This is a genomic window from Pseudoalteromonas sp. 1_2015MBL_MicDiv (assembly GCF_002407505.1).
Lineage (GTDB): Bacteria > Pseudomonadota > Gammaproteobacteria > Enterobacterales > Alteromonadaceae > Pseudoalteromonas > Pseudoalteromonas fuliginea.
In genome coordinates, this window is sequence record NZ_CP012737.1 from 688,567 (window position 1) to 712,993 (window position 24,427).

The 24,427-nt window shown below is 39.6% G+C and carries 16 protein-coding genes; 4 read left to right on the forward strand and 12 right to left on the reverse strand.

The window, feature by feature from the left end; translation table 11 throughout:
* Window positions 1-54: 54 nt before the first annotated feature.
* From AOR04_RS03060 to AOR04_RS03085, 6 genes are all read right to left on the reverse strand, one after another.
* Entirely contained in the window at window positions 55-1,773 is a 1,719-nt protein-coding gene (locus AOR04_RS03060) for a SulP family inorganic anion transporter (RefSeq protein WP_096792509.1), read from the reverse strand.
* 288 nt (window positions 1,774-2,061) lie between these two features.
* Window positions 2,062-5,001, reverse strand: a complete 2,940-nt coding sequence (locus AOR04_RS03065; RefSeq protein ID WP_096792510.1) for a TonB-dependent receptor — start codon at window positions 4,999-5,001, stop codon at window positions 2,062-2,064.
* Window positions 5,002-5,623: 622 nt separating this feature from the next.
* Window positions 5,624-6,148: a DNA starvation/stationary phase protection protein Dps gene (dps, locus tag AOR04_RS03070; protein WP_096792511.1), complete on the reverse strand. Its 525-nt coding sequence runs from the start codon at window positions 6,146-6,148 to the stop codon at window positions 5,624-5,626.
* A gap of 234 nt (window positions 6,149-6,382) precedes the next feature.
* Window positions 6,383-6,751, reverse strand: coding sequence for a DUF2237 family protein (locus AOR04_RS03075; protein ID WP_033029934.1), 369 nt, complete (start codon window positions 6,749-6,751; stop codon window positions 6,383-6,385).
* Window positions 6,752-6,886: 135 nt separating this feature from the next.
* On the reverse strand, window positions 6,887-8,755 hold the full coding sequence (gene gss / locus AOR04_RS03080; protein ID WP_096792512.1) for a bifunctional glutathionylspermidine amidase/synthase: 1,869 nt from the start codon (window positions 8,753-8,755) through the stop codon (window positions 6,887-6,889).
* 330 nt (window positions 8,756-9,085) lie between these two features.
* Window positions 9,086-9,472 carry a hypothetical protein gene (locus AOR04_RS03085; protein WP_007376940.1) on the reverse strand — a complete coding sequence of 129 codons (387 nt, stop codon included), beginning with the start codon at window positions 9,470-9,472 and terminating at the stop codon, window positions 9,086-9,088.
* A 380-nt stretch (window positions 9,473-9,852) separates the two neighbouring features.
* On the opposite strand from AOR04_RS03085, the gene AOR04_RS03090 reads away from it, so the two are divergent.
* From AOR04_RS03090 to AOR04_RS03100, 3 genes are all read left to right on the forward strand, one after another.
* The gene (locus AOR04_RS03090; protein WP_007376939.1) at window positions 9,853-10,686 is read left to right on the forward strand and encodes a mechanosensitive ion channel family protein; all 834 of its coding nucleotides are present in this window, start codon (window positions 9,853-9,855) and stop codon (window positions 10,684-10,686) included.
* 247 nt (window positions 10,687-10,933) lie between these two features.
* On the forward strand, window positions 10,934-13,006 hold the full coding sequence (locus AOR04_RS03095) for a catalase (RefSeq protein WP_096794074.1): 2,073 nt from the start codon (window positions 10,934-10,936) through the stop codon (window positions 13,004-13,006).
* A 102-nt stretch (window positions 13,007-13,108) separates the two neighbouring features.
* Entirely contained in the window at window positions 13,109-13,579 is a 471-nt protein-coding gene (locus AOR04_RS03100) for a GFA family protein (RefSeq protein WP_096794075.1), read from the forward strand.
* A 158-nt stretch (window positions 13,580-13,737) separates the two neighbouring features.
* Here the strand turns inward: AOR04_RS03100 and AOR04_RS03105 are convergent, their stop codons facing one another.
* Both AOR04_RS03105 and AOR04_RS03110 read right to left on the reverse strand, forming a co-directional pair.
* Window positions 13,738-14,502: a DUF6515 family protein gene (locus tag AOR04_RS03105; RefSeq protein WP_096792513.1), complete on the reverse strand. Its 765-nt coding sequence runs from the start codon at window positions 14,500-14,502 to the stop codon at window positions 13,738-13,740.
* A gap of 368 nt (window positions 14,503-14,870) precedes the next feature.
* Window positions 14,871-16,010: an alkene reductase gene (locus tag AOR04_RS03110; RefSeq protein WP_096792514.1), complete on the reverse strand. Its 1,140-nt coding sequence runs from the start codon at window positions 16,008-16,010 to the stop codon at window positions 14,871-14,873.
* Between the two features lie 80 nt (window positions 16,011-16,090).
* Here AOR04_RS03110 and AOR04_RS03115 point away from each other — a divergent pair, with 80 nt between their 5' ends.
* The gene (locus AOR04_RS03115) at window positions 16,091-17,008 is read left to right on the forward strand and encodes a LysR family transcriptional regulator (protein ID WP_008135084.1); all 918 of its coding nucleotides are present in this window, start codon (window positions 16,091-16,093) and stop codon (window positions 17,006-17,008) included.
* Here the strand turns inward: AOR04_RS03115 and AOR04_RS03120 are convergent.
* The 4 genes from AOR04_RS03120 to AOR04_RS03140 form a co-directional block, all read right to left on the reverse strand.
* Window positions 17,003-18,073 carry a cytochrome-c peroxidase gene (locus AOR04_RS03120; protein WP_096792515.1) on the reverse strand — a complete coding sequence of 357 codons (1,071 nt, stop codon included), beginning with the start codon at window positions 18,071-18,073 and terminating at the stop codon, window positions 17,003-17,005. The genes AOR04_RS03115 and AOR04_RS03120 overlap by 6 nt on opposite strands.
* Window positions 18,066-20,744 (reverse strand): TonB-dependent receptor, encoded by a 2,679-nt coding sequence (locus AOR04_RS03125; RefSeq protein WP_096792516.1) that lies wholly within the window; start codon window positions 20,742-20,744, stop codon window positions 18,066-18,068. The genes AOR04_RS03120 and AOR04_RS03125 overlap by 8 nt, the downstream gene beginning before the upstream one ends.
* 16 nt (window positions 20,745-20,760) lie before the next feature.
* Window positions 20,761-23,502 (reverse strand): Ig-like domain-containing protein, encoded by a 2,742-nt coding sequence (locus AOR04_RS03130; protein ID WP_008135089.1) that lies wholly within the window; start codon window positions 23,500-23,502, stop codon window positions 20,761-20,763.
* A gap of 201 nt (window positions 23,503-23,703) precedes the next feature.
* Window positions 23,704-24,402 carry a hypothetical protein gene (locus tag AOR04_RS03140; RefSeq protein WP_232525501.1) on the reverse strand — a complete coding sequence of 233 codons (699 nt, stop codon included), beginning with the start codon at window positions 24,400-24,402 and terminating at the stop codon, window positions 23,704-23,706.
* Between the last annotated feature and the right edge of the window lie 25 nt (window positions 24,403-24,427).

The window sequence follows — 24,427 nt, forward strand, 5'->3', positions numbered from 1 at the left end:
ATGTCTAGGAGCGGTTGGTGACAGTATTTTTTCCTAATAAATTTATGTAGTACGTTAGTTTTGAGCTGATTCGAATAAACTAACTTCTAAAGAGTGCTGGCTTACGCTGTTCCTTCTTAAGGCGATATATAAGTCGGAGTGAATGTATATACCTTCTTTACCTGATGTCATTCCTGCAATTTCAAACCATGAAAGCAGTTGGCGTTTTCTACCTGCTAATTCAAGCCTTATATCACGCTTTTTAAATATAATGTCTAAGTCGGCAAGCATGGCCATTACACTTAAATCTAAGTGAGTAAAGCAGGGGACAGCATCAATTATTACGCATTGAGTGTCGTCTTTTTGTCTTGCGTATTGCTCTAGTAATCTGCGTTTAAAGTAGCTGGCATTAAAGTAAGTTAGAGGGGAATTAAAACGATAAATAAACACGCCTTGGACTGCTTTTGCTTTATCTGTTGCATCTAAACTTCTTACAACTCCGTTTATATCTACGCCTAGTATATTGTCAGTTGGACGCATTACTGTGCGGATAAACTGAAATAGTCCCAGTAATACAGCAAGCGTGATGCCAGGGATAACACCAATAAATAACACCGCAAGTAAGGTGGTCGAGGCTAGATAAAATGCCTGTTTATCTTTTCGCTTTAATTGCCAAACCGCTTTTAAATCGAGTAAATGAACAGAGGCAATAATAAGTACAATACCTAGCGCTGCGCTTGGAATAAATTCAAGTGGGGCTGTTAAAAATACAGCTATGAGCGCAATAATGGCCGCTGCTATTATTGATACTAACTGCGTTTTACCACCCGTTGCATCGTTAACAGCGGTGCGTGAGTCGGCGCCACTGACTGCAAAACCTTGCGAAAGAGCTGACGCTATATTGGCAATACCTAGTGCTCTAAATTCTTTATCGGCGTCTATGTCGTAGCCATTTTTAGCTGCAAAGCTGCGGGCAGTTAGCATCATACTAACAAAGCTCACTATGGCTAAGTTAAGTGCGGGTACCACCAGCTCACGAATAATCCCTAAATCAAAAACAGGGGTATTAAAAACGGGAAGCCCGCCAGTTACTGTGCCAATAGTTTTTATATCAAGCTGTTTTAAATCAAAAATCCATACCAAAAGCGCACCGAAAGCAATAGCAAACATAGATGCAGGCCACGTGGGCTTTATCCGTTTCATGGCAAAATAGACCGCCAGTGTAAACAAAGCCATTAATAAGGTTGGAACGTGTGTTTGCGCTAGGTATGTGGGCACACCACCGAGGCGTTCAAGTAAGTAGCGCTCATCAAAAGTAAAACCAAATACTTTAGAAAATTGACCAACAATAATAGTGATGGCTACGCCGTTTAGTAAGCCCATTAAAATAGGTTTAGATAAAAAGTCAGCTAATACACCTAACTTAAACTTACTAGCTATAAAGCACCAAAAGCCGGTCATAGCGGTCATGGTGACAACAAGTTGCCAATGCTTAAAGCTGTCACCTGCAGCAAGAGGTGTTACTACAGCGGCAATAACAGCGCAGGTTGCGGCATCAGGGCCGACTATTAATTGTTTTGAAGTACCAAAAAGTGCATATAGCATCATTGGCAGTATGCAAGAATATAACCCGACGGCGGCGTTAACACCGGTTAGTTGTGCGTAAGCAATGGCAACAGGTAAAGCCACTGCAGCTACCGATAGCGCCGCCCTTACATCATCAGCAAACCATTGTCGCTCATAGTGCAGCAATGTATTTAAACCGGGCATAAAATTATATAAACGCGACAGCACTTTAGTTTTCCTGCTAATAGTTACAACGTTTTGATAGTAAATTTAATATTCAAATAAGTATAGCGGGCACGGGGTTATTTTAATAAATGGGGATGATTTAAATTAATAATGATTTTAAATTACTTTAAAACACGAGCTGATAATTAATGTGGGATTGTTATGCTGAAAAACAGTTAAATTACAGATATAAAAAATGACGCTTGCGTTGTGATAACACGCGCGCCATTTTATAGTTTTAAAAAGTGCCTGCTCATAAAAATAAGGAGCAGGCTAAACTTTAGGGGGATATTAAAATTTTGCGCGAATACCAAAGCTGTAACGACGATCCGCTTCAGTGTACTTCCAAGCACCACCTAGTTCAGATAGATAGATTGAAGGTTCACCTGTTAAGTTCGTTGCATTACCAACAACCGTAATGTTTTCGTTGATGTCCCAACTTGCAGAGAAGTCTAACTGACCTCTATCGTCACGGTAGTTATTACCATAAACAGTGCCATCTTCAGAAATGCTGCCATTGGAGTTAATATTTTCTACACGTTTTTCGTTTTCAGTATCTAAGAAACTGTCACGATAGTTATAAGCGATACGAGTAGAGAACCCTTCGTACTCCCAAAATACTTGTAAGTTGTAAGTGTTTTTAGAGATATCTAATAACGGATTGCCATTTGGTTGCTCACTATCTGCATATGTGTAGTTTGCATTGATGCCTAAGCCAGAAAATGCACCTGGTAGGCTTGTAAAGAACTGCTGGTAGCCCACTTCAAAACCTTGAACTGAACCGTTTTCACCATTTACATTTTTAACAGTATCGATACCCGTTAGTCCTGCGTCGCGTAAGCCTGCAACATGGTTAAAGCCGTCAGCATCTACTGGAAAGTCAGTTGCATCAGAGTAAACTAAATTGTCTTGAGATACACCCGCTGCATCAAGTTGACATACTTGGTTCCACTGAGTCACGTTTTGACCAGCAGTAGTGCTTGATGAAGCGACACAACTACTTTCGTTGCTTAAGAAAGATTCAACATCTTTATAAAATACTGCGAAAGATAGTACGTTTCCTTCATCAAAGTAATGCTCTACAGATAAGTCGTATTGTGTTGCACGGTATGGTTCTAAATCAATAGAGCCTTGCGTTGCACCCGTAATGTCGTTGTTAACGTCAAACGCAGGGCTTAGCTCGCTAAAGTCAGCGCGGCGCATAACTTTTGCTGCAGCAAAACGAAATAGTGTTTCATCTGAGTAGTTATAAGTAACGTTTAAGCTTGGTAAAAAATCGCTGTAGTCGTTTTCGCCAGTTACTTTTTCGCCATTGAGGAACACGCTTGATTCAAGATCTGTAGTTACATAACGACCACCTACAATAGCGGTGATATCATCAAAATCTAAATATGCAGATACATACACTGCGGCTGTATCTTCAACCACATTGCGGTATGCGCTATCTTGAAACTTTTGGTTGTCTGAAAGGCTGCCCGTTGAAGCTAGGTTAGTGCCTACAAGCAATTGTTGAAGTTGAGCATAAGTATTTGCTGGGTTGGATAAACCGTTATAGCTTAAAAAAGTTAGTAGGTCATTTTGCCCCGAGTGTCCTAGTTGGTCAAAAGAGTTGTCGTGGCTAACGGTAGTAAAGCTATCAGGAAATGCAGAATTGAAATCATCAACCCATAAAGTAGCTAATGAACCATCTGAGTCATTAAATGCATTTTTATAAATGTCTTTAATTTCTACTTTGTATTGTTCGTATTCGTAATCACGGTTAGTAACACGTACACCTGCTTTTACTTTAGATACCCAACTTAAGCTGCTGAGAGGTTCGAACATTTCAATATCAAAACGAACCGCTGTTTCATCATTGTTTGTTCTTTTATCTTCACTTTTAAAAGTACGTAATGCTAAGTTTTGTGGGTCGGTAAATGCATTTGGATCTGAATGAATGATGCTTGGTAATTTATTACCGTTTTGCGAAAATGCACCATCATATAAATGATTTACTAAATCAACCCCACCGCTAGCTTCAAAGGTCGACTTTTCGATTGGACGAAGTGTAAATTCAGAATCAGGCCTTACGCTTTCTGATGATGCTACCGCAATTTCACCAGAGATTTTTATGCTGTCAGTAAGGTTCCACTCTGCACCAAGTGCATTTGAAAACGAGTCGGTTTCACGAAAGTCACTGTATGTTTTTGGGATACCAAATTCGTTTGTTAGCGTGTAGTTGTTTACGCCGTTAGCACCTTGAGTTGTGTTTGCATCTGTTGATAATGAGCCAACGACACCTAAAATAGAATTACCAGCTTGCTCGCCAGAGCGCTTAGTACCGCTTAAATCAAGGTACACCATGCCGTTACCAGATGTTGGTGCCCACTGAAGAGATAAATTTACAGCAGTACGTTCACGTTTTTCTACGTATTGTTCAACACTGTGCTCATCTCTAACAATGGCATTACCACTAGGTGTATTACCTTCTTGACCATTAATTTCGATATCTTGAGGTTTAACTCGGCTAGATGTTTCATCTTGACGAATTTCACGATCTTGATATGAAAACATAGCAATGGCACCAAAAGTACCCATTTCGTCAAAGTCCCAATTGTTACCAATTGAGCCGCTAAAAATAGGTGCAATATTCTCTGTTTTATCAGCGTATTCGCCATCAAGAGAGATTGCGCCGGTTAGCTTATCCAGCTCTAGTGGGCGAACTGTCTTTAAACTCACTGTTCCGCCTAATGCACCTTCAATCATATCGGCAGTAGGCGATTTAACTACTTCTACTGTTTTTAAGAAGCTTGATGGGTAATCTTGCAAGCTAATACCGTCACGAGAGTCACCAATCGTAGAGCGGCCATTTAATTCAACACGGTTTTGAGGTAAGCCACGAATAGAAACACTGTCACCCACACCAAAGTCGGTATTAATAGATACGCCAGTAATACGTTGCAGTGCTTCTGCAATGTTATTGTCTGGTAATTTACCTATATCTTCAGCAACAATAGCATCAACAATACGCCCATCAGTACGTTTAAGCATTGCCGCAGCTTTCATGCTACCTAGCATGCCTTTTACTTCAATAACTTCAATATCATCAGATGCGGTTTCTGAAGCAGTTGGAGCCTCTTGCGCTGCAATATTAGAAGAAGCCATTAATAAAAGGGCTGCGGCACTGATTGTTGTAGAGCTACTTCTTTTATGTTTATTAGTTAATGTTGAAGTAATTTGATTGAGTTTCATGTATCTCTCCCGTTTGGGTACGACTTAACGTCATTGTGTGTGTTGTTACTTGGTTTGGTTAACCAATTTAACTACTTTTCCCTGCACTGTGTCATACAGGTGGTATGGTTGAAATTAGTCCAATTCAGCTTTTATTACAACCTTTGTTTACCAAAAATTCACAAAATGTATTGCAAAGTGTTCATTTATTTTTTTATATTTAATAAATTTAACGGCTTATGGTTTACTTTTGTTTTTTATATTTTGAGTGAGTTTTATTAAAGTATGTTTACCAGGGGCATTTTTTATATTTTTTGTACTATTTAATATCATTTTTAGCGTTTTTTTTGAACTTTTAGCGGCACTTTTATATGTATTTAGTTTGTTTTTTAAGTGATGTTAAAATAATTAGGTGTTCATTAAAGGTTGAGTACGGCTTATAAACTTGCGAAATAATGAGGAGTATAAAATCATTCAATTTTATTTTGGTTATTTTTTTTGGTAATACCAATTTTCTATTGTTTTTATATGGATTTTGTATTAGAGCTTACTGATACACGTCTATATGTAATTATAAATAGAGTGATTTTTACGCAAAAAAAAGCCCAGCATATAAATGCTGGGCTTTCTTAGCTTAAATATATTAGCTTTTTAGTTCGCCTGTAGATGATTCTAAGTGGGCTCGAATAAACCACTGAAATTGTTCTAGATCAGCCAGTTGGCTGGTTACCATATCTTCAGACACAGGATCTAATTCAGAAAGAGTCTCAATTGCTTTGCGGTGATCGGCATTAACGCCGTTATATACTTTATCAAGTGCAGCTAAATGCTCGGTCACTAGCCCTTTACCAATTGAGTATTCGCTCCATGTTCGGCGATCTACAATTGATTTTGGAGTGCCCACTGGTACTCCACCAAGAGTCGCAATTCGCTCAGCGATGGTGTCTGTCATTTCGCGCACAATGTCTACCTGTGGGTCTATCATTTCGTGTACGCCAATAAAGTTAGGTCCGACTACATTCCAATGAATATGTTTTAAAGTTAGTTGTAAGTCTATCAATGCAACCATGCGGTTATCGAGGGTAGCTATTGTTTTTTGAGCTGATTCGTCACTCATACCTGGCGCGGTAAATTTAGTTGTTTTGTTTGATTCGTTATTGTTACTCATAATTTCTCCTACTTAACTAATGTGTTGCTCATATATATGTTGCGTGATGAGCGTGACTTAAGCTTAATAAAGCAACTGCTATGCCGTAAGTTGATTTGTTTGAAAAGTAATTTAAAAACAAATGGTTATATTTTAATTTAAGGTTTTTAAGGCTGAAGAGGAGATTGGATTTTTGAAAAGCCTGCATATATTTGTAAAATATGCAGACTTCGATTTAGTTACTCTTAGGTGTATTTAAACGTTGGCTATATATTCGTGCGCTTTCAAAACATCGAGCGGCACTATTTCTAATGATTTTTTATTTGTGGCTTCAAGTGCCACCGGTGGCGCAACGTTTGCTGAAATAGCATGAAGCCATCTTACTGCACACAAGCACCATTTATCACCGGCTTTTAAACCTTCGAAATCGTAAAGAGGGTTCGGGGTTATTAAATCGTTACCTTGTGATTTTGAAAATTGTAAAAACTCATCAGTCATAATTGCACACACACTGTGATTGCCAAGATCTGATTCTGGTACATAACAAAACCCTTCACGTGTGTAGCCACCATTACCGCAACATAGTTTTAAGCGTGTGCCGAGTACATTAAATTGATTCGCCATGAAATACCTTAATTTGTGGTGTTTAATAAATTTACTCTATCAGGAGTAACTCGCTTGAGATAGCTATAAAACTTAAAAGAGGGAAGGGCTACACAAACTTAAGCCCGCAGCAAATTGCGGGCTTAGTATTGTTTATTATTTAATACGCAGCGCCATACAATCGCTATGGCCGTTTATGATCATGCTTTTATCAACACGTACGCCACCACCAGAGTATTTTCCGGCGGCTGTAAAACTACATATTTGTACAAAGTAGTCATCTACTTTGGGCAGTGCAAATAGTTGTTGGTATATTTGGTCTTGCTCGGCAAAGTGCCCCATTGTTTTTTCTATAACTTGCTGCTGTTCATCAACAAGTTGAATATTAGCGCCACAGCGTCCTACTATTGGTTTAACTACATAACCGGTTTGTAATAACTCGTCGTTAAGCCCAAACGCGGTATTAAGTAAATACTTATGATTAGGGAACAAGCTCCAAAGTATTGGTAAAATGGCCTTATTACTTGGGATTAATGTCCACAGTGGTTCAAATACCATCACGTTTTTACGCAGTAGTACATCGACTAAGCGTGGCGTTTCACCAGCTTGAAATTGTGGTTCAAAGTTATCAGTTAGTGATTGGTCGGCTTCGCATTCTTCACGAATTTGATCAAGTGCGGTTTCCCACGACCAGGTTTTCCATACGTAACTAAGTTGTGCGCCATCAGCATCTACTATGTTGCCTGACTCATTCCAGCGAAGTGTGCTTAAGCCAATTACTAACTTACACTCAAAGCCCGCGGCTTCAATAGCTTCTTTCATAAATAATGCGTGGTAATGTTCTTCTGGTTCATCGTCTTGTAAAATATGAACAAGACCTTTCACTTCACTTTTACGCCATGCTTTTACGAGGTCTTTAAATAAGTTTTGACCTGCATCTACACCTGCTTTAACACCAAAGTGTTTTGCCCACTTGCCCTGAACTTTGCCGCTTTCCATATAACACGATGCCGAATCGCAATTGTATTCGTAAACTTTTAAACCTGCTGCTGTTAAGGCAAAGTCAAACCGGCTGGTAATTAATTGGTTTAAGCGGTTATCCCACGATTGGCGAATTTTATTAAGCACAACATCGGGTAAATTAAACTTTTTTAATAACTCAGGGTGCTGCAGTACATAATCGGTTGCATGCATAAATAAGCCATGCAGCTCATTTGTTGCATGCTCAATGCTTTGCTGCGCCGTTTGAGATATTGCAAAGTAATTATGCTGATCCTCATCTACGGATGTAAGTTTATGACCTTGCATCATTTCTACGTAGGCAGCTTCATCGTCATTCGCAATATTTAACCATGACTTGTTTGCTTGGCCTGTATCTACTGCTTTATAGGCTTCTATAATAAATAAATCAGTGTTTAGCTCAGACGTTGGCTCAGCATATTCTGTTTCATCAGTTTGTGTCATCCAGCCTAAAATAGTGGCGTCGCTGTAAGAGCACTCAATCCAATAGTCGCCATCTTTAGTTACTTTTGCTTTTAGTTCTCGGCACCAGTTTTGATTTGTTGGCCATATTTGATACCCTACATTTTGCTCAGCAAGACGTATTTTATCTTCATGCACTTCAACAATGACAGCGACATGGCCTGTTTCTTCAAACTCGCCGCCTTCTTCCCATATAAGTAAACTACCTACTTGAGGGTGATGTTTAGCACCATTTTTAAACGCGTTTAGTGGCAGTCTATTTTGGCTATTTACATCGCGCACTGAACGCAGCTCAAAAATATTGTAAGCCATGGCTATGTCATCAAAAATATAACCATGGTTGAGGTACATCCATCTACGGGCAAACTCAACGCATTGCCATTTATAGCCCATGTAAATACCGTCTAGGTAACTACGATAGGCGCTACGATTAGGATAAATGCTTTCATCAGCCGTATCATAATCAGATGAGTAAACAGCAACATTACCTGGTGCATAACCTAATAAGGTACCAAAAACGCTAGCAGGAGCAGAAGATTTCATAAACAAAGGTGTTCAAAATAAGGTGTAATAATTTGCTGACTATATGAGCGAAACTGCGTTATAGCAAGATATAAAATATGTTTTTACGAAGGAAAATGAGTAAAAAATTACTCATTCATTAAAGAGTGAAAATGCGGGGGAGAACCTTTATTAATAGCATTAGGTTTGGTGATTATTTGAACTTGTAGTTGGTTGAAAATTAGTAATGTTTTTGACGTAATAATTACTTTTTAAATCTTAACTAAAAAATGGAGAAGCTATAGGTAGCTTCTCCACTTTTATTATTCATAGTTAGTGCTTTTTATAATTTGTTAAGCAGGTTACACGTTACTAAATCATTTCAGCATCTATATGGCGTATAAGGTTTGATACCCAATTAACATACTGGCGGTGAATTTTTTTGCCATTGTAGTTTAAGTTAATAGAGTTTTTATAGTTGATTGAGTATGCCGTTTTATCATATGTAATATCGACTGTTAATTGGTGTGTGCGAATATCCAGCACACCTTTTATTTTACCTTCACTCATAGGTGTGCACTTCCAACCAAGCTGAATACATGCTTTTAGAATACCTTTTGCTACGTCAGCTTCACTGTTGGTAATTGTTGATGTTTGCGGAATAGGGTTTTGTTCGAAGTCTCTTACTGCGACAGATGTTGAACAACCAGCAAGTACAGTAAGAGCTGCCGCTGTAAGTAAAATTGAGTACTTTTTCATAATAATCCTTTGTTTTAATTTCATCCAATTGCGTTGTGTCGCCAATATATGCGCTTAGGTTAGATTATCGGTAAATTTATAGGTGAGTGCCAGTAATAATTTAAAATAAAGGCACTTGATCGAACCCTAACCAGAGTTATAGATTGGTCGAGAATTTAATCAGTTAAGAATATTATGTTACTTACTTAAAATAACGGTGAAGGGGAAAGCTAGTGAGATTATGCATTAAAGGCTTACTTTGGTTGTGTATATCCATTGAATCTATATTTTTCAATCTGCTTTAACTTACTCCTATATTCGTATGTTCGTTAATTTTTTGTTAAAGTACTGTGCTTGGTATGGGATACAGTAATTTAATGATTTTATAAACAGGAAATGAAATGGAAGATATAATAAATCAAATAGATGTTAATCAATATTTACCCGCTGCAGTTACGTGGGCAACCAACATATTACTGGCAATTGCAATTTTACTTGTAGGCTTATGGTTAGCGGGCAAAGTACGCAATTTAATTATTGGCTTATGCCACAAATACACTCATCTTGATGATACGCTTTTTCGCTTTTTAGGCAGCATGGCTCGCTACATAATATTAGCGTTCGTTATTATTGCTGTGTTAAATCGCTTTGGTGTACAAACAGCCTCTATTATTGCTTTACTCGGTGCTGCAGGACTTGCTATAGGCTTGGCGTTACAAGGTGCAATGTCGAACCTTGCAGCAGGCGTTATGTTACTTGTTTTTAGACCTTATAAAGTGAATGATTTTATTGAGGCGGCAGGGCGTTTTGGTAAAGTAACAGAAGTAGATATGTTTACTACTATTTTACAAACGTTCGATAACCAACAGGTTATTATTCCAAATAGTCAAATTTGGGGCGCGCAAATTATTAACCATTCACATCATCCAATTCGTGGTGTTGATATGCATTTTGGTGTTGCATACGGTGAAGATACAACGGCTGTACGTAAAGTTATAGATGCCGTACTTGCAGCGCACCCACACATACTAAAAGATCCAGCGCCTTTTGTTGAAGTAGAAACACTTAACAACAGTTCAGTAGACTTTTTAGTAAGACCTTTTTGTAAGGGTGAGCATTACTTCGATATTCTTTACACTGTGCCAGAGTTAATTAAAAAAGCACTAGATGAAAACAACATCGAAATACCTTTCCCTCATCGTAAAGTAATTTTAGTTAACGAAAGTAAAGATTAACTAAATTTATAACGATTTAAACGCAAGGGCACTTTAAAGTGCCCTTTTTTTGATCTTGAAAAACTTACAGGGCTCTGTAAGTTTTTCTATTTTTAATACCACTTAAAGCATCATTTTCACTCTGTATCCCACGCTTTTATTGCTCTTACTGTTTGGTCTTTATTTTGCATTTAGCTCAGTTGTTTTTGCTGTTAAGCAAACTTTAAAAAACGACCCCAATCACTTAAATTGTAATGAAGGATTAGACATGGCTGAATCATTTAAATACGCAGGTAAGAAAGGGAATGGCGGCGAGCTGCGCCAAAGTGCATCTGATGGCTACCCAACAATGACCACAGCGCAAGGCTGCCCTGTGAGCGACGATCAAAACTCGTTAAAAGCAGGCAAACGCGGTCCTGGCTTAATGGAAGATCAGGTACTGCGCGAAAAGCTTTTTCATTTTGACCACGAGCGTATTCCTGAGCGAGTAGTACATGCTCGTGGTTACGGGGCACATGGGTACTTTGAAACTTACGACACGCTTGAAGATTTAACCTGTGCTGATATTTTTAAACGCAAAGGTGAAAAAACACCTGTGTTTACGCGCTTTTCTACGGTTGCTGGTAACAAGGGCTCTCCGGATTTAGCACGCGATGTACGTGGTTTTGCCGTTAAATTTTATACTCAAGAAGGTAATTGGGATTTAGTCGGTAACAATATACCGGTGTTTTTTATTCAAGATGCGATGAAATTCCCAGACTTAGTTCATTCAGCTAAAGCAGAGCCCGACCGAGGTTTTCCTCAAGCGCAAACCGCACACGATAACTTTTGGGATTTTGTAAGCTTGTCGCCTGAGTCAATGCACATGGTTATGTGGGCGATGTCTGATAGGGCTATTCCGCGTTCATTGCGATTTATGGAAGGTTTTGGCGTTCATACCTTTAAATTCATTAATGCCAAAGGTGAAGAGAAATTCGTTAAATTTTATTGGAAGCCAAAAGGCGGTATGCAGTCAGTTGTGTGGAACGAGGCGCTTAAACTAAATGGCGCAGACCCTGATTTTCATCGTCGCGACATGTGGGAATCTATTGGCAACGGAGACTTCCCAGAGTGGGAGCTAGGGGTGCAGGTGTTTGATCAGCAATTTGCTGATGAGTTTGAATTTGACGTATTCGATGCCACTAAACTAATACCAGAGGAACAAGTGCCCGTTAGAATAGTTGGGCGGATGGTGCTTAATCGCGTAGTCGATAACTTTTTTGCAGAAACAGAGCAAGTTGCATTTTGTACACAAAACATTGTACCAGGGCTCGATTTTACACCCGACCCGCTACTGCAAGGTCGTAACTTTTCATACTTAGATACTCAAACTAAGCGTTTAGGTGGTCCTAACTTTACGCATATTCCGGTTAATGCGCCTAAGTGCCCAATGAGGCATTTTCAGCAAGATGGGCACATGGCGATGCAAAATCCAAAAGGACGTGTTAACTACGAGCCAAACTCATGGAGCGCAGGCGAAAATAACTCTCGTGAATGCCCAGTACACGGCTTTAAAAGCTCAAAGGAACCTGAAGTAAGCGACGGTGATAAACTGCGTTATCGCTCAGAAACATTCAGCGATCATTACAGTCAAGCTCGTCAATTTTATTTAAGTCAAACAGAGGTAGAGCAAGCACATATTCAATCAGCATTTGTGTTTGAGCTTTCTAAAGTTGAGCATTTACCAATACGAGAGCGTTTGGTATCGCATTTATTGAATATTGACGAAACCCTCGCGAACAAAGTTGCCGAAGGACTTGGTTTGCAAGAAATGCCAGCCCCAGCTGAAGCTGCTATGCCAACACGTAAAGACTTACCTGTATCTGATGCGTTAAGTATTTTGAAAAATGCGCCCAGCACCTTCAAAGGCCGTAAATTAGGTATTTTAGTAAGTGATGGCTTTAATGCAGAAATTTTTGAATCGGTTACCAATAAACTTAAAAGTGAAGGTGCAAACTTTGAAATTATTGCCCCACAAGTTGGCGGTGCTAAATGCAGTAAAGGTAAGTACTTTAAAGCTGATCAGGTTATTAATGGTGGTCCATCGGTTTTATACGATGCGGTACTTGTACTCACCACTGAAGAAGGAGCTGAAAAACTAGCTGCTATAGCAGAAGCTAAAGACTTTGTAAGTGATGCGTACGCACATATGAAATTTATAGGCTTTACAAATGAGGCCAAGCCTTTATTTAAAGCGGCAGGCCTTGATGGAAAAGTAGATGATGGTTGGATAGATTTAAAGGTAGACTCTGCCGATAAATTTATAAGTACATTGCGTAATTTAAGATTTTGGAAACGTTAGTAAGCTCATTAATTTAAAAACCACAGCGTGTAATTGTTGTGGTTTTTTTATGCTTACCTCGTTAAAGTATTAGTTCAAGCCAACAATAAAATTGGATTTATTATGAAGTTAAATGGCGCTTGCCACTGTGGCAAAGTGGTATTTACGGTCAACTCAAAACACCCTTATCCTTACAATTTATGTTATTGCTCTATATGCAGAAAAACTGCAGGAAGCGGGGGCTTTGTTATTAATTTAAGTGCAGAATATAAAACATTAAAAGTGACAGGTGCGGAGCATATAACGATTTATCACGCTAAAATAGACAATAAAATCAGCCCCGCTGAGCGTCATTTTTGCAAACATTGTAGTGCTAATTTATGGCTGTACGACGCGAGTTGGCCAGATCAAGTTCACCCATTTGCTGGTGCAATTGATAGTGAGTTACCCATACCGCCAGAGCGCACTCATTTAATGTTAGGCAGTAAAGCCCATTGGGTTGATGCGCCTATAAAAAACGGTGATCTGCAGTTTGATCAATACCCAAGCGAAAGTATTGCTCAATGGCATCAACGTTTAAAGTTAGAACAATAAAAATGTATTTTTTAACACTATAAAATAATGGCGAAAATGACGTTGTTGCTTTTATTGATCAGAGCCATTTAGCGTATACGGGCTATTACCACTCTCTCATTGAGCTCAATGAGAGAGTGGTAGGTTTAATGTTTAAATAGCAATATACATAAATTAATTCATCCCAGCTTTATAGCGAGGTATTTTATTTCATCGTCACTTATTTGCGGTAAAAAATAAATATCGCCGTATTTAAAATACTGCTGTGAGTTAATTATTACGGCCTGTGCAGCCATAGGCAGTGAGTCGTATGTTTGACCCAAGCGATAGTCCTTTACATTACCCACTTTTATTGCCTGATTAAGGCGAGTTGATGGCTCATCAACAACCGTATAACCATCATTATCCGCCATGTAGTATACATTTTGATAAGTGTAGTAAGTCGTATTATGGTGTTTAAAATGCCTGTAATTTCTTGGTAGCGTATTTATACGCAGGCCTCTAGGTGGTTTAACAACATGGTAGCCTCTTTTAGCTTTACGGTAATAAAGGCCGTCGTTAAACGTAAACGAAATACCATTAAATCTGATTGATGCGCTATTGCGTGGTAAATGGTTTATAAATCGGTTTTGTCTGTAAGCGACTGAATTATGATGGTTTGTTAAGTAGTTATATTTTCTCTGGTTGTAGCGGTGTTGTTCACGCTTTTCCTGCTTGTACTTAGCGAGTCTACGTTTTTCTTGCTTACGGTCTTCTCGTTTTTCTTTTTTATGCTCAATACGCTGCTTTTTTTCATGGCGGCGTTCAACGCGTTTATATTCAACACGTTTGTCGTGATCACGTTTAAAGCTTTTATCATTCTCTCGCTCGTTTTGTGCTCCAAGCGCAGAGCCTGATACTGCGCCAATGGCGAGCAGGGCAGGTAGTAAAAAAGTAAGTTTCATAGTGTTGCCTCGTTTATGTTTTTACATAACTGGGTTCAATACTAGCGTCTCAAACTGAATGTTAACTGACATACAACAGTAAACAGAGCTATGCTTACAGCTTTTTACATTTTACTGACGGTTCTTGACATAATACCTAGTTTTTGACGATTTTAGGAACGTTTTAATGCACCCCAAACGATTAGTCGTGTCATAAAAAATGGATATAAAATTAGTAATTAAGCCTTCCTTGGCTTTGTTTATTAACTAACCTGAACTTTGGTTTAGATATTTACTAACTTATTGAATCATGGTGATATTTAAATTTACTTTCTCTAGCGCTGAAAATAGCTGCTAGAGATAGATTTATTGTCCAGAGTACAGCTTAATTACTTTTGATAAAAAGGATAATCGCTATAACCCACTTCAGTACCGCCATACATAGTGGCTGCATCGGCTTCGTTAAACGTCCAATTATTCGCTATACGCTCTGGTAAATCAGGGTTAGCTATAAATGGGCGACCAAATGCAAATAAGTCACCGTAACCTTCACCTAAAATACGCACCGCTTTTTCTACTGTGTATTTACCAGCATAAATAATGCGACCTGAAAATTCAGCTCGTACTGCTTTATAAAACTCTAGTGGTAAATCGGGAGCGTTATCCCAATCAGCCTCTGCAATCGATAAGTAAGCAATACCAGCTTGCTCAAGCACTTTAACGGCTTGTATATAAGTATGGTGAGGGTTTGATTCAACAAGTCCTAAATACACTCGTGTTTCGTCTGTGCTTTCAAATAAAGGAGCAAAGCGTACACCTAAACGGTTTGCGCCTACAACGTCACTTACCGCTTCAACTATTTCTTTTAAAAATCGCAGGCGATTAGTAAGTGTCCCACCGTATTGATCATCACGGTTATTTGTATGCTCAGAAATAAACTGATTAACTAAATACCCGTTAGCACAATGAAGCTCCACACCATCAAAGCCTGCTTCTAAAGCATTGCGTGCAGCTTGAGCGTACATGTTTACCAGTTCACCAACTTCAGTTGTAGTTAGTGCGCGGGGCTCACTTGGGTCAGCCAACACTCCTTCACCAGGTGCGGTTTCAATAAATACTTTTACATTGTCAGCAATAATATCTGAAGGGCCAACCGGTTTACCTGAATTTGGTTGTAGTGTGGTGTGCGATACGCGCCCTACATGCCAAAGCTGAGCAAAAATAACGCCGCCTTTAGCGTGTACTGCATGTGTTACTTTTTTCCAGCCTTCAATTTGTGCTTGCGAGTGAATACCTGGGGTCCAAGCGTAACCTTGTCCACGAGGTTCTATTTGTGTGCCTTCAGCAACCATAAAACCAGCCGATGCGCGCTGCGAGTAATACTCAGCCATTAATTCATTAGGGATATTGCCAGGCTGAGTGCTGCGAGAGCGAGTAAGAGGAGGCATCACAATACGGTTTTTAAGTGTAAAAGGGCCAAGCTCAATTGATGAGAATAAAGGGGCGGTGTTAATTAATTCTGATTTCATTTTAAATTCTCTTATAAAGCAAACAAAGGCTTAAATAGTGGTTAAGCGACATTGGCAGCATAGAGATTTAAAGATACAATTTGAAACAACACTTTTTTGTACAGCATACAATTATGAATGGTATTAGTCGGCTTGATATAAAGCAGTTAAGAGTACTCAGTAGCTTATTAGAACTGCAAAATCTTTCACAAGTAGCCAAAAAAATGGGGTTAACGCAACAAGCCATTAGTGAGCAACTACGAAAGCTACGAGATTTATTTGACGATCGTTTGTTTATTCGCCAAGGCAATAACATGGTTGCTACTCCTAAAGCGCAAGGGCTAAAGGCGCCTGTTAACCATATTTTAAAGCAATTAGAGTCGTTACTAGAGCCTGAGCAGTTTAGCCCGCAAACTTATAAAGGTGTGTTTACCATAAGCGCAACCGACTACGCCACGCAGGCTTTATTGCCGCAATTATTTAATATTACCCGCCGTGAAGCGCCAGGTTTAAAGCTGATAGTGCGCGACTTTGCGTCTGACAACGTTAATCAACTTATAACGGCAGGCGAGCTTGATTTACTGATAAGCTTTCCAGAGTTCATACCTGACAACTTAGCGTATGTCACTTTACTAGAAGAGCAGCACTTGTGTATTACAGGCTGTAAAAATGAGTTTGAAGATGAGCCCTTAACACTGCCGGAAATTGCAGCGCACCCGCAGCTGGTGGTGTCGCCTTCACGCGCTAATTTACGCGGATCGCACGATCAATGGTTTGAAAGCCAAGGGCTAAAACGTAATATTGTTATGTCGGTACCGAGTTTTTCAGCGGTGCCCGACATTTTACATACTACTGATATGCTCGCGTTTTACCCTTCAAGATTATTACCAAATAGTAAAGTTAGACTGCTAGAAGTTGAGGCACTTCCACCTACTTTTAAAGTGATAGCAGCATGGCATCCACGTACTAATAACAGCCCAATTCATAAATGGTTGATAGAGCAATTACAAAACTTATAAAATCCGTAAAAATGCAACAAGATCTAAACGCTCTTGCTTGGTGAGTTTTAATGGTTTTAACAGTTTCGTCGTCTTAGGAAAGTGTGGATCGTTTAATTGGTTTTTCCTAGGCTTAGGTCTTACTCCACCATGGTTATACATATTTACTATGCCTAGTAGATCATCAAAAAGTCCATTGTGCATCCATGGAAATGTTTCAGTTAAACCAAGTAGAGAAGGGGTTCTAAATAACCCTATATCACTTGGATTATTTGTAAAATTAAACCGGCCTTTATCTTCAAAACTACGGCCGTAGTAATGAAGGCCAGTGCCATGAAATTGGTTGTCACTTAATAGCGCGCCATTATGGCAAGTCATACACTTCGCTTTAGTTCTAAATAAATGTAATCCGTTTAATTCATTATCTGATAAACGTCTAAGCGCTTTTTTTGGATTACTCTGAACCTCATTAATAAATGATTTAAAGCGAGTATTAGGTGCAATGAGTGTTCGCTCAAATGCAACGAGGGCTTCTGCCATTTGTGCCATAGAAAGCGTGTCTGAATTAAAGGCACTTTTATTAAATGCCGTATAGCTTTTATCTTTATTGACCCGTATTAAGGCTTCTTGTGGATCTAAGTCCATTTCAATTGGATTGCTAATAGGCATAAGTGCTTGTTGCTCAGCTGTTTTAGCGCGACCATCCCAAAAAAAGCTTTGCCACTGATCTATACCAAAAATAGCAGGGGTATTGCGAGTGCCTACTTGATCATTTATGCCTATAGCAGTGGCACGACCATCATGAAACCCCTTATCTCGTTCATGACAACTCGCGCAGCTTACGGTTTTATCGCGCGAAAGCTGTGGATCATGAAAAAGCTTATTACCAAGTGCAACGTGCTCTGGCAATGGAGTAGCTATTGGCAATAACGAAAGAGGCTCAACTATACGCTCATCACTGGTTTGAATGGCAGGCCAGTTTACTTGGCTCTTACTATAAAAACCACGTAACTCTTTGTTGCTGTATTGTTGAGCGTGCATACTAAAGGAGAGTAATAATGTAATTACACAAAGTTGCTTAATCATATTTATAAGTTACTCCAAGCCAAAACATACGCCCAGGCTCAATGCCTGATGCACCTTCGTTTACTGTGTAAGTACGGGCATTTAATAAGTTAGAAATATCCGCTCTAATGTCAATAGATTGAGTTTTTGTTAGGTTATGGCTATAGCGTAAACTTAGCCCTAGCATGGTTCTGGCGCGCATTTCTCGCTCTTCGTATTCATCAACTAAACTTGATTCTACGGGGCAACTTGCACAGCTTTTTTCAAGCCCAATGCTTTGACTTGCGCCGGTGCTTACAGCGCTGGTGTAGCTGCCACTATAGGTAACGTTTAAGCCTGTACTAAATGAGTCGCTCCAATCAACATTCCAGCCAAGTGCGCCTGTAACAGGGGTACCAAAGTTGGTACGTATTTGAGCAAGCTGCCCAAGCGTTACAAGTTTGCCGCTGCCACTTGCATTTACATAATAAACAAGTTCGTCAAGCGGGGTATTTTCAGCGCTAGCACTGTATTCGTCGTTTGAAATTTTGTTTTCAGCGTATGAGGCGTTAGCCCATAATGAGTGGCTACCAAACTGCGCGCTCCACGATATTGAGTAGCGCTCTGAGCTGCCATCACCTTCGTTAGTCATATAAATATATTTATAACCATCGCTGCCTGCTTCCTCGTCGGTAACTTGAGAAAACTGCTGATGCTTTTTACGCTTTACATACTTAAGCGATATATTTCCTGCTTTCTCAAAGGAGTGGGCTATGCCTAATGCTAGCTCGTCATCGTAGGGGGTATTTACATCATCAAAGCGGTATTTAAATGCGCCCGTGTAGTTAGATGGCAGCCAACCTTGAAGGTAGCCATTTTCGATAGGACGGTACTCTCGGTATGAAAAACGCTGCTGTTCTTTAACTTTATAACCAATAATAGCTGAGTCGTAATAGCGGTTAACGCCTGCGCTAATAATAGTGCGGTTGTCGTTAAATACATCGTAACCAAGCGATATACGCGGTGCGATATTATGATTAGCTAAAAAGTCATCATATTCGTAGCGCATACCTAAGTTTAGATTTAATTGCCCTAATGTAATGCTATCTGTTGCATAAAATGAGGCTCGATTTAAGGTTGCATTTATATACTCTGCAGGAGTTACTAAACGGCCATTAAAATACTGCGCGGTGGCTGTTACATTATTACTGTACGCTTTATTGTGATCTTTATTATTAAAATCAATTTCTCCGCCTAACTGCGCTGCAAGTTCGTCAATCGATATAGTTGTTTCAAGTGCTTGGCAGTCAAGTGTATAGCCACTGCAATTAAGTGGCGTGCTAGCGCTAGACCATATAATTGGCGAGTCATAGCCGTAGCTATTTTGTATACGTTCGCGTTCTACTTCTTGGCGAATAAGCTCAATACCGGCTTTAATACGGTGCTCTGTGCCAGCAAATTCAAACGTCTTAAAGTCGAGGGTATTTTTCCAGCTGGTGGTATATTGGGTGTTATCGAGCGCGCCATAACCCCCTTGGCGAGAGTAACGTGTTTGCGCATCGCCTTGGTCGGCGTATTGCCCCCAATCTTTTCCTTTTGCTTGTAGCCAGTTATAAAAGTGAGCAGGGCCTTCTCGGCTGCTGTCGCTCATACTAAAATTAAGATTACTGTGCCACGTTGCTAAATCAAAGTGTTCAGTTAGTGCCGCCACGGCGCCAATTGCACCACCTTCTAAATGAAAGTCACTGTCTTTGGCGTCGGTTATAAAGTCATCTACTTCGTAAGGTGAATACATTAAAATTAAATCTAATGCGTCTATCCAGCCATTACGGTAACCATATTTTACAATGGCATTAATGTTTTTACGGCTTTGCGTTTTGACTTCTCCTAACGACAAATCACTAATATCGCTAGTTAAGTAATTAACGCTCATCATTAAGCCATGGCGCTCATTAATTTGTTTATTAGCACGTAAGTTGTAGCTTATTTTTTCGTATTTAGGTTCTTCAAGTGTGCTTTGGTCAACACTTTGCTGAGAGCTGTCTTGCTCGGCTTCTATAAAGTGATAACTCCCCCAGCTGCTTTGATTGCCACGTACGCCAAAACTATAGCTGTCGTTCGTAAATACACTTTTAGTTTTACTATCAACAATACCACCCGAAAAACCACCAAACTCTGCCGGAATGTTATGGTCGTACACTGTGATTGATTCAACTACATCTGAGTTTACATTCATGCTTTGTACGCCGCCCGACACATCGTTTGACGATGAGCTCAACCGAGATGAACTGCCAGGGTCTATGCGGTTATTGTAGTTCAATCCATCTAACGAAAACCCCGTTTGCCAAGGTTGCGCACCTGATATAGAAATTTCTGGTGCGCTAATTTCTGCGAGGCTACCAATAGAGTAGGCCTCGTTGCTTAGCTGTACGCCAGGGAGCAGGGCAATTAGTTCATTTATATCGCCGTTGCCTTTAGGTGTGGCGTTTATAAAGTCACGATTTAAGTAAGAACGTCCAATAACTTCGGGTACTTCTATGCCTATGTACTGGCCTTTTACTTCAATGTGCTCAAGTGCTTCACAGCGCTCTTTTTGCTCATTTTTAAGTTCGTTACATGGCTGTGGTTTTGACTCTGTCTGCTGTTGCTGTTCTGCGGCGTATACACCCTGAGAAAGCAAAAGCAGACACGCGAGGGTAGTCGGTGTCTGCATATATTTCGGCTCTTTGTTAAATACCTAGTGGGGTTGTGTCTTCGCTATCAATTACGCCATCATTATCAGCGTCTTGGTCGGCTATTAATCCAGCTAAGGCTATGTCTTCATCACTGCTATTAGGTAAAAAGAAGTTAGGTAAGCCGTCGTGGTCGGTGTCTACGCTCGCAATAGCTATGCCTCTAAAGTCATCGCGTGAAGCAACTAAGTTGGTCATGCCTATGTAAAGCTCAAGCTGATCAGCCTCGCCATTAACGCCATTAGTTATTAGGCTTTGTGCTTTGGTAATATCGTTAATTAACGTAAAGCTGTTAACTAAATCTTCCATGTTGTCGGCAATAATTGTATTGGCAAAACCCAAAATAAGAGGCTCAAGCGTATTTAAAAGCGTGCTTGCTTGATTTTTTGCATTACTATAATTTGCTGAAAAATCACTTATATTGGCCGCGTTTGTGCCCATGCTTGAAAGCATAGAGTAACGTTCAAATTCCCCGCCTGTAGCCGCTTCTAAACCAATGACTTCAGCTTTAACAGCGGCTAATATAGTTTCTAGCTGATCGCTTGTTAACTCATTTAACGCAGGCGTTATTTCGGCAATGGCATCATTTAAGGTGGTGCTTGCCAGTGATGTTTGGTTGGCATTAACTAAATAACCTAATGTTTCTAGGCGGGCTTCAAACCTGTCTTCGGTATCTCCTAGTGCAATGTAGCTAAGTAGTTGATTGTGTACACCAGCTACTTGCTCCGATAAGCCGCCTTTAATAAGCGATACCATTACTTGATTATGAGCTGTAATTGATGAGCTATTACTTAGCGTACGTACATCGCCTGCATTGAGCGTATTAAGCATAGTTAAACATTTATTCGCTGCACTTGCTGCATCGCCACCAACTCGCGCTGTTAAATCAACTAACGATTTACAGCCCTTGTAACCCGTTAAAACTGTGGTTGATAACTCTTTGCTAATGTATTCATCAGAGACTAAAAAGTCGCCAGCATAGGTAAATACTTGCTGTGCTAAGTCGTTTCTGCCGGCTTCACTTAAAATTAGGCCTGTGCCAGGGACGTTATCAAGTGAGGTTAGCGCTCTAAAAAATTCGCTGTAATCGCCGTTTTCAGTAAAAAAGCTGCGAGCTTGTGCTGCGGCACTGTTTATATCTTCACCGGCAAGTAGGCGGTTAGCTATATTAAAGCCGTACACTTGTTCTTGCGCGTTGTTTATATCGGTTTCGCTGTCTGATAGCATTATTGCTGGGTTTTCGTCGCTTTGGTATAAGCCTTCAATTAAGCCTGCTAAAAATTGAATAGGGTAGGTGTAGTTATCTAATGTAGCGGCGCTATAAGCCGACGTACTATAGTTATAGTTACTATCAAAACCCGTTGAGCCATACATAGCAAGTACTTGGTTAGTGTAATCTTTTGCGGCCTCAAACTCGCCAGCTCTATAAAGGTATTGCGCAGCCCATGCCCCGTGCAACGTTTTGTATTGCTCGTATGGTTGGCCTTTGTATTCGCCGCTACGTACTAGTCTGTAACCCGCTTTTACCGCAAGTTGCGCGTAGTTGTTTGCAAGTAATTTAGCTTGAGTTAAATCGCTTTCATCTAGGCTTTGCGCATAGCTTTCTAGAGCGTCATCTATTGATAAGCGTACACCATTTAAAAAAAAGCCATAGCTCGATGTGTATTCTTCTTCACGTACTTGTTCAGCGTATAACGAAATAGTATTTAACAAATTACTTGCTTGCGAAACTTGATCCGCAGCTAAATAGCTTTTTACTAAAGAATAAAGCGCTGATGCGTCTGATGAGGCAATGTTATCAAAGCCTTTATCAGCTAAGTATTGGTTGTAGGCTGCTACTGCTTGGTCGCGGTAATCGTTTGCTTTTTCTGTTTGGCCTATTTCATCAAGTGCTTGCGCTACCTCTTTTAATGCTGAAGAACGTGCGGTTTGCTCGTTTATAAGCGCTAAATAGTCGCTAGCAGTATCTAAAAAACCTGCACGCGCATAGGCAGCAGCTTGTGTTGCGTATACGTCATATCGAGAAAGTTCATCAGCAATATTTACGCTTAACTCATCTGCTTGTTTTAAGTGAGATAAGCTAGAGCTGTAGTAATAATTAAGTTTATCTTCGTTAGTTACATAAGAAGGGCTTAGCGAAATAATAGCCGTTAATGGCTCGCTAATTAAGCCATCTGTGTAGCTAATTTCAAATTGTTCATCAATGCTGCTTAGAGTTTGTGCCTTATAGGTAAATTCACCTGTGGTGCTATTTATGCTCATTACGCCATTGCTTGGTGGGGTAATTAGGCTAATAGTTACGGTGTCGCCATCTAAGTCCTGTGTGGTTATAACCCCTTCGGTGGTGGTTGAAGAAGTAACAAACACGTTAGTGGCGAGAAGTTGAGGAGCATCATTAACATTTTCAATAGCAAAGCGTATTACTACATTTGCCGTTAAACTGCCATCGTTTGCACTTATGGTTGCCGTATCTTCACCAAAATAATTACTAAATGGTGTGTAAGTAAACTCACCGTTAGCCTCTACTGCTATGATGCCATTACTTGGCGCGTTAGCAAGTGTATAGCTTAGGACGTCATCGTCGGTGGCTGTTACTTGAGCAGTAAAAGAGGTGTCTTCGTTTAAAGTGAAGCTTAGGTTTGGCTCATTAAATAAAGGTGCTTTATTACTAGAGCCACCACCGCAACCAGTTAAAATTAAAGTGCATAATATAGGTGTGAGTTGAATTAGCTTATTCATGATTATTGAACAGTAAAGGTTAATGATGTTGCAAATGATAACGCATATCAATTGTATTTTATACGGAAAAAGTAATTTATATGATAAATTAAGGTGATTTTTTGGATGAAATAAAGTTTAAGGGGTTTAAATAAACTAAAAAATAGAATGGTAGTTTGCTAAGGCTGAATGGTTATTCCTTAGCAAACAATAGATTAAGCTTTAATTAACGTCTTTTATTATTAATAAAGGGAAGTGCTTAACGGAACGAGGTTGCCACTGATTAAAAATTATATTTTTAACACCTAAAGACGCAAGTGCCTTGGGTGAGTATGTCCAGCCTCGCGCATGTTTTTTTATTGCTGCTTTGCGTAAACTTGGCTCAAGACCAACAGTAAGTAGGTCATGATTTACATTAAAGCGTTTATACATTGCTCGTTCTCGCTTACTTGCTTTGGCTATAACCTGATCATAATGCGCACGGAGTACTTGCCATTTTTTACTTTTTTTTGGTTCATCTAAATTTTTGACCATAGTGTCTATATCACTGTCGAGCCATTTTGCAGAGGCGGCATCGCCATGCCAGCCAACTATTGCATTTTTCTCAATGGTTGTCGGTTGCCCTACGAGTAGTATGTAGTTAGCACAAGATGAAAAGCAAAAGTCTTTTATGCTCACGCTAAGTTTATGAGCGGCGATCAAGTCAGCTAAATCCATACCAAAATCGATGTTACCGCCACCGCTGGTAATCGTTAATGCGTTTATCGAGGAATTGCTTTTTAAAAGTTCAGAAGCTTTATTATTTTGAACCTCAGTAATTTGGCCACTGTAATACAGGGTGTTTTTTTTAACGAGCACCAGCGCGCTTGTTGAAAAGCTACAGCATAATAACGATATGTAAATAAGCACTAATTTTATCATTACTTGGTTTATTCCTATTTAATTC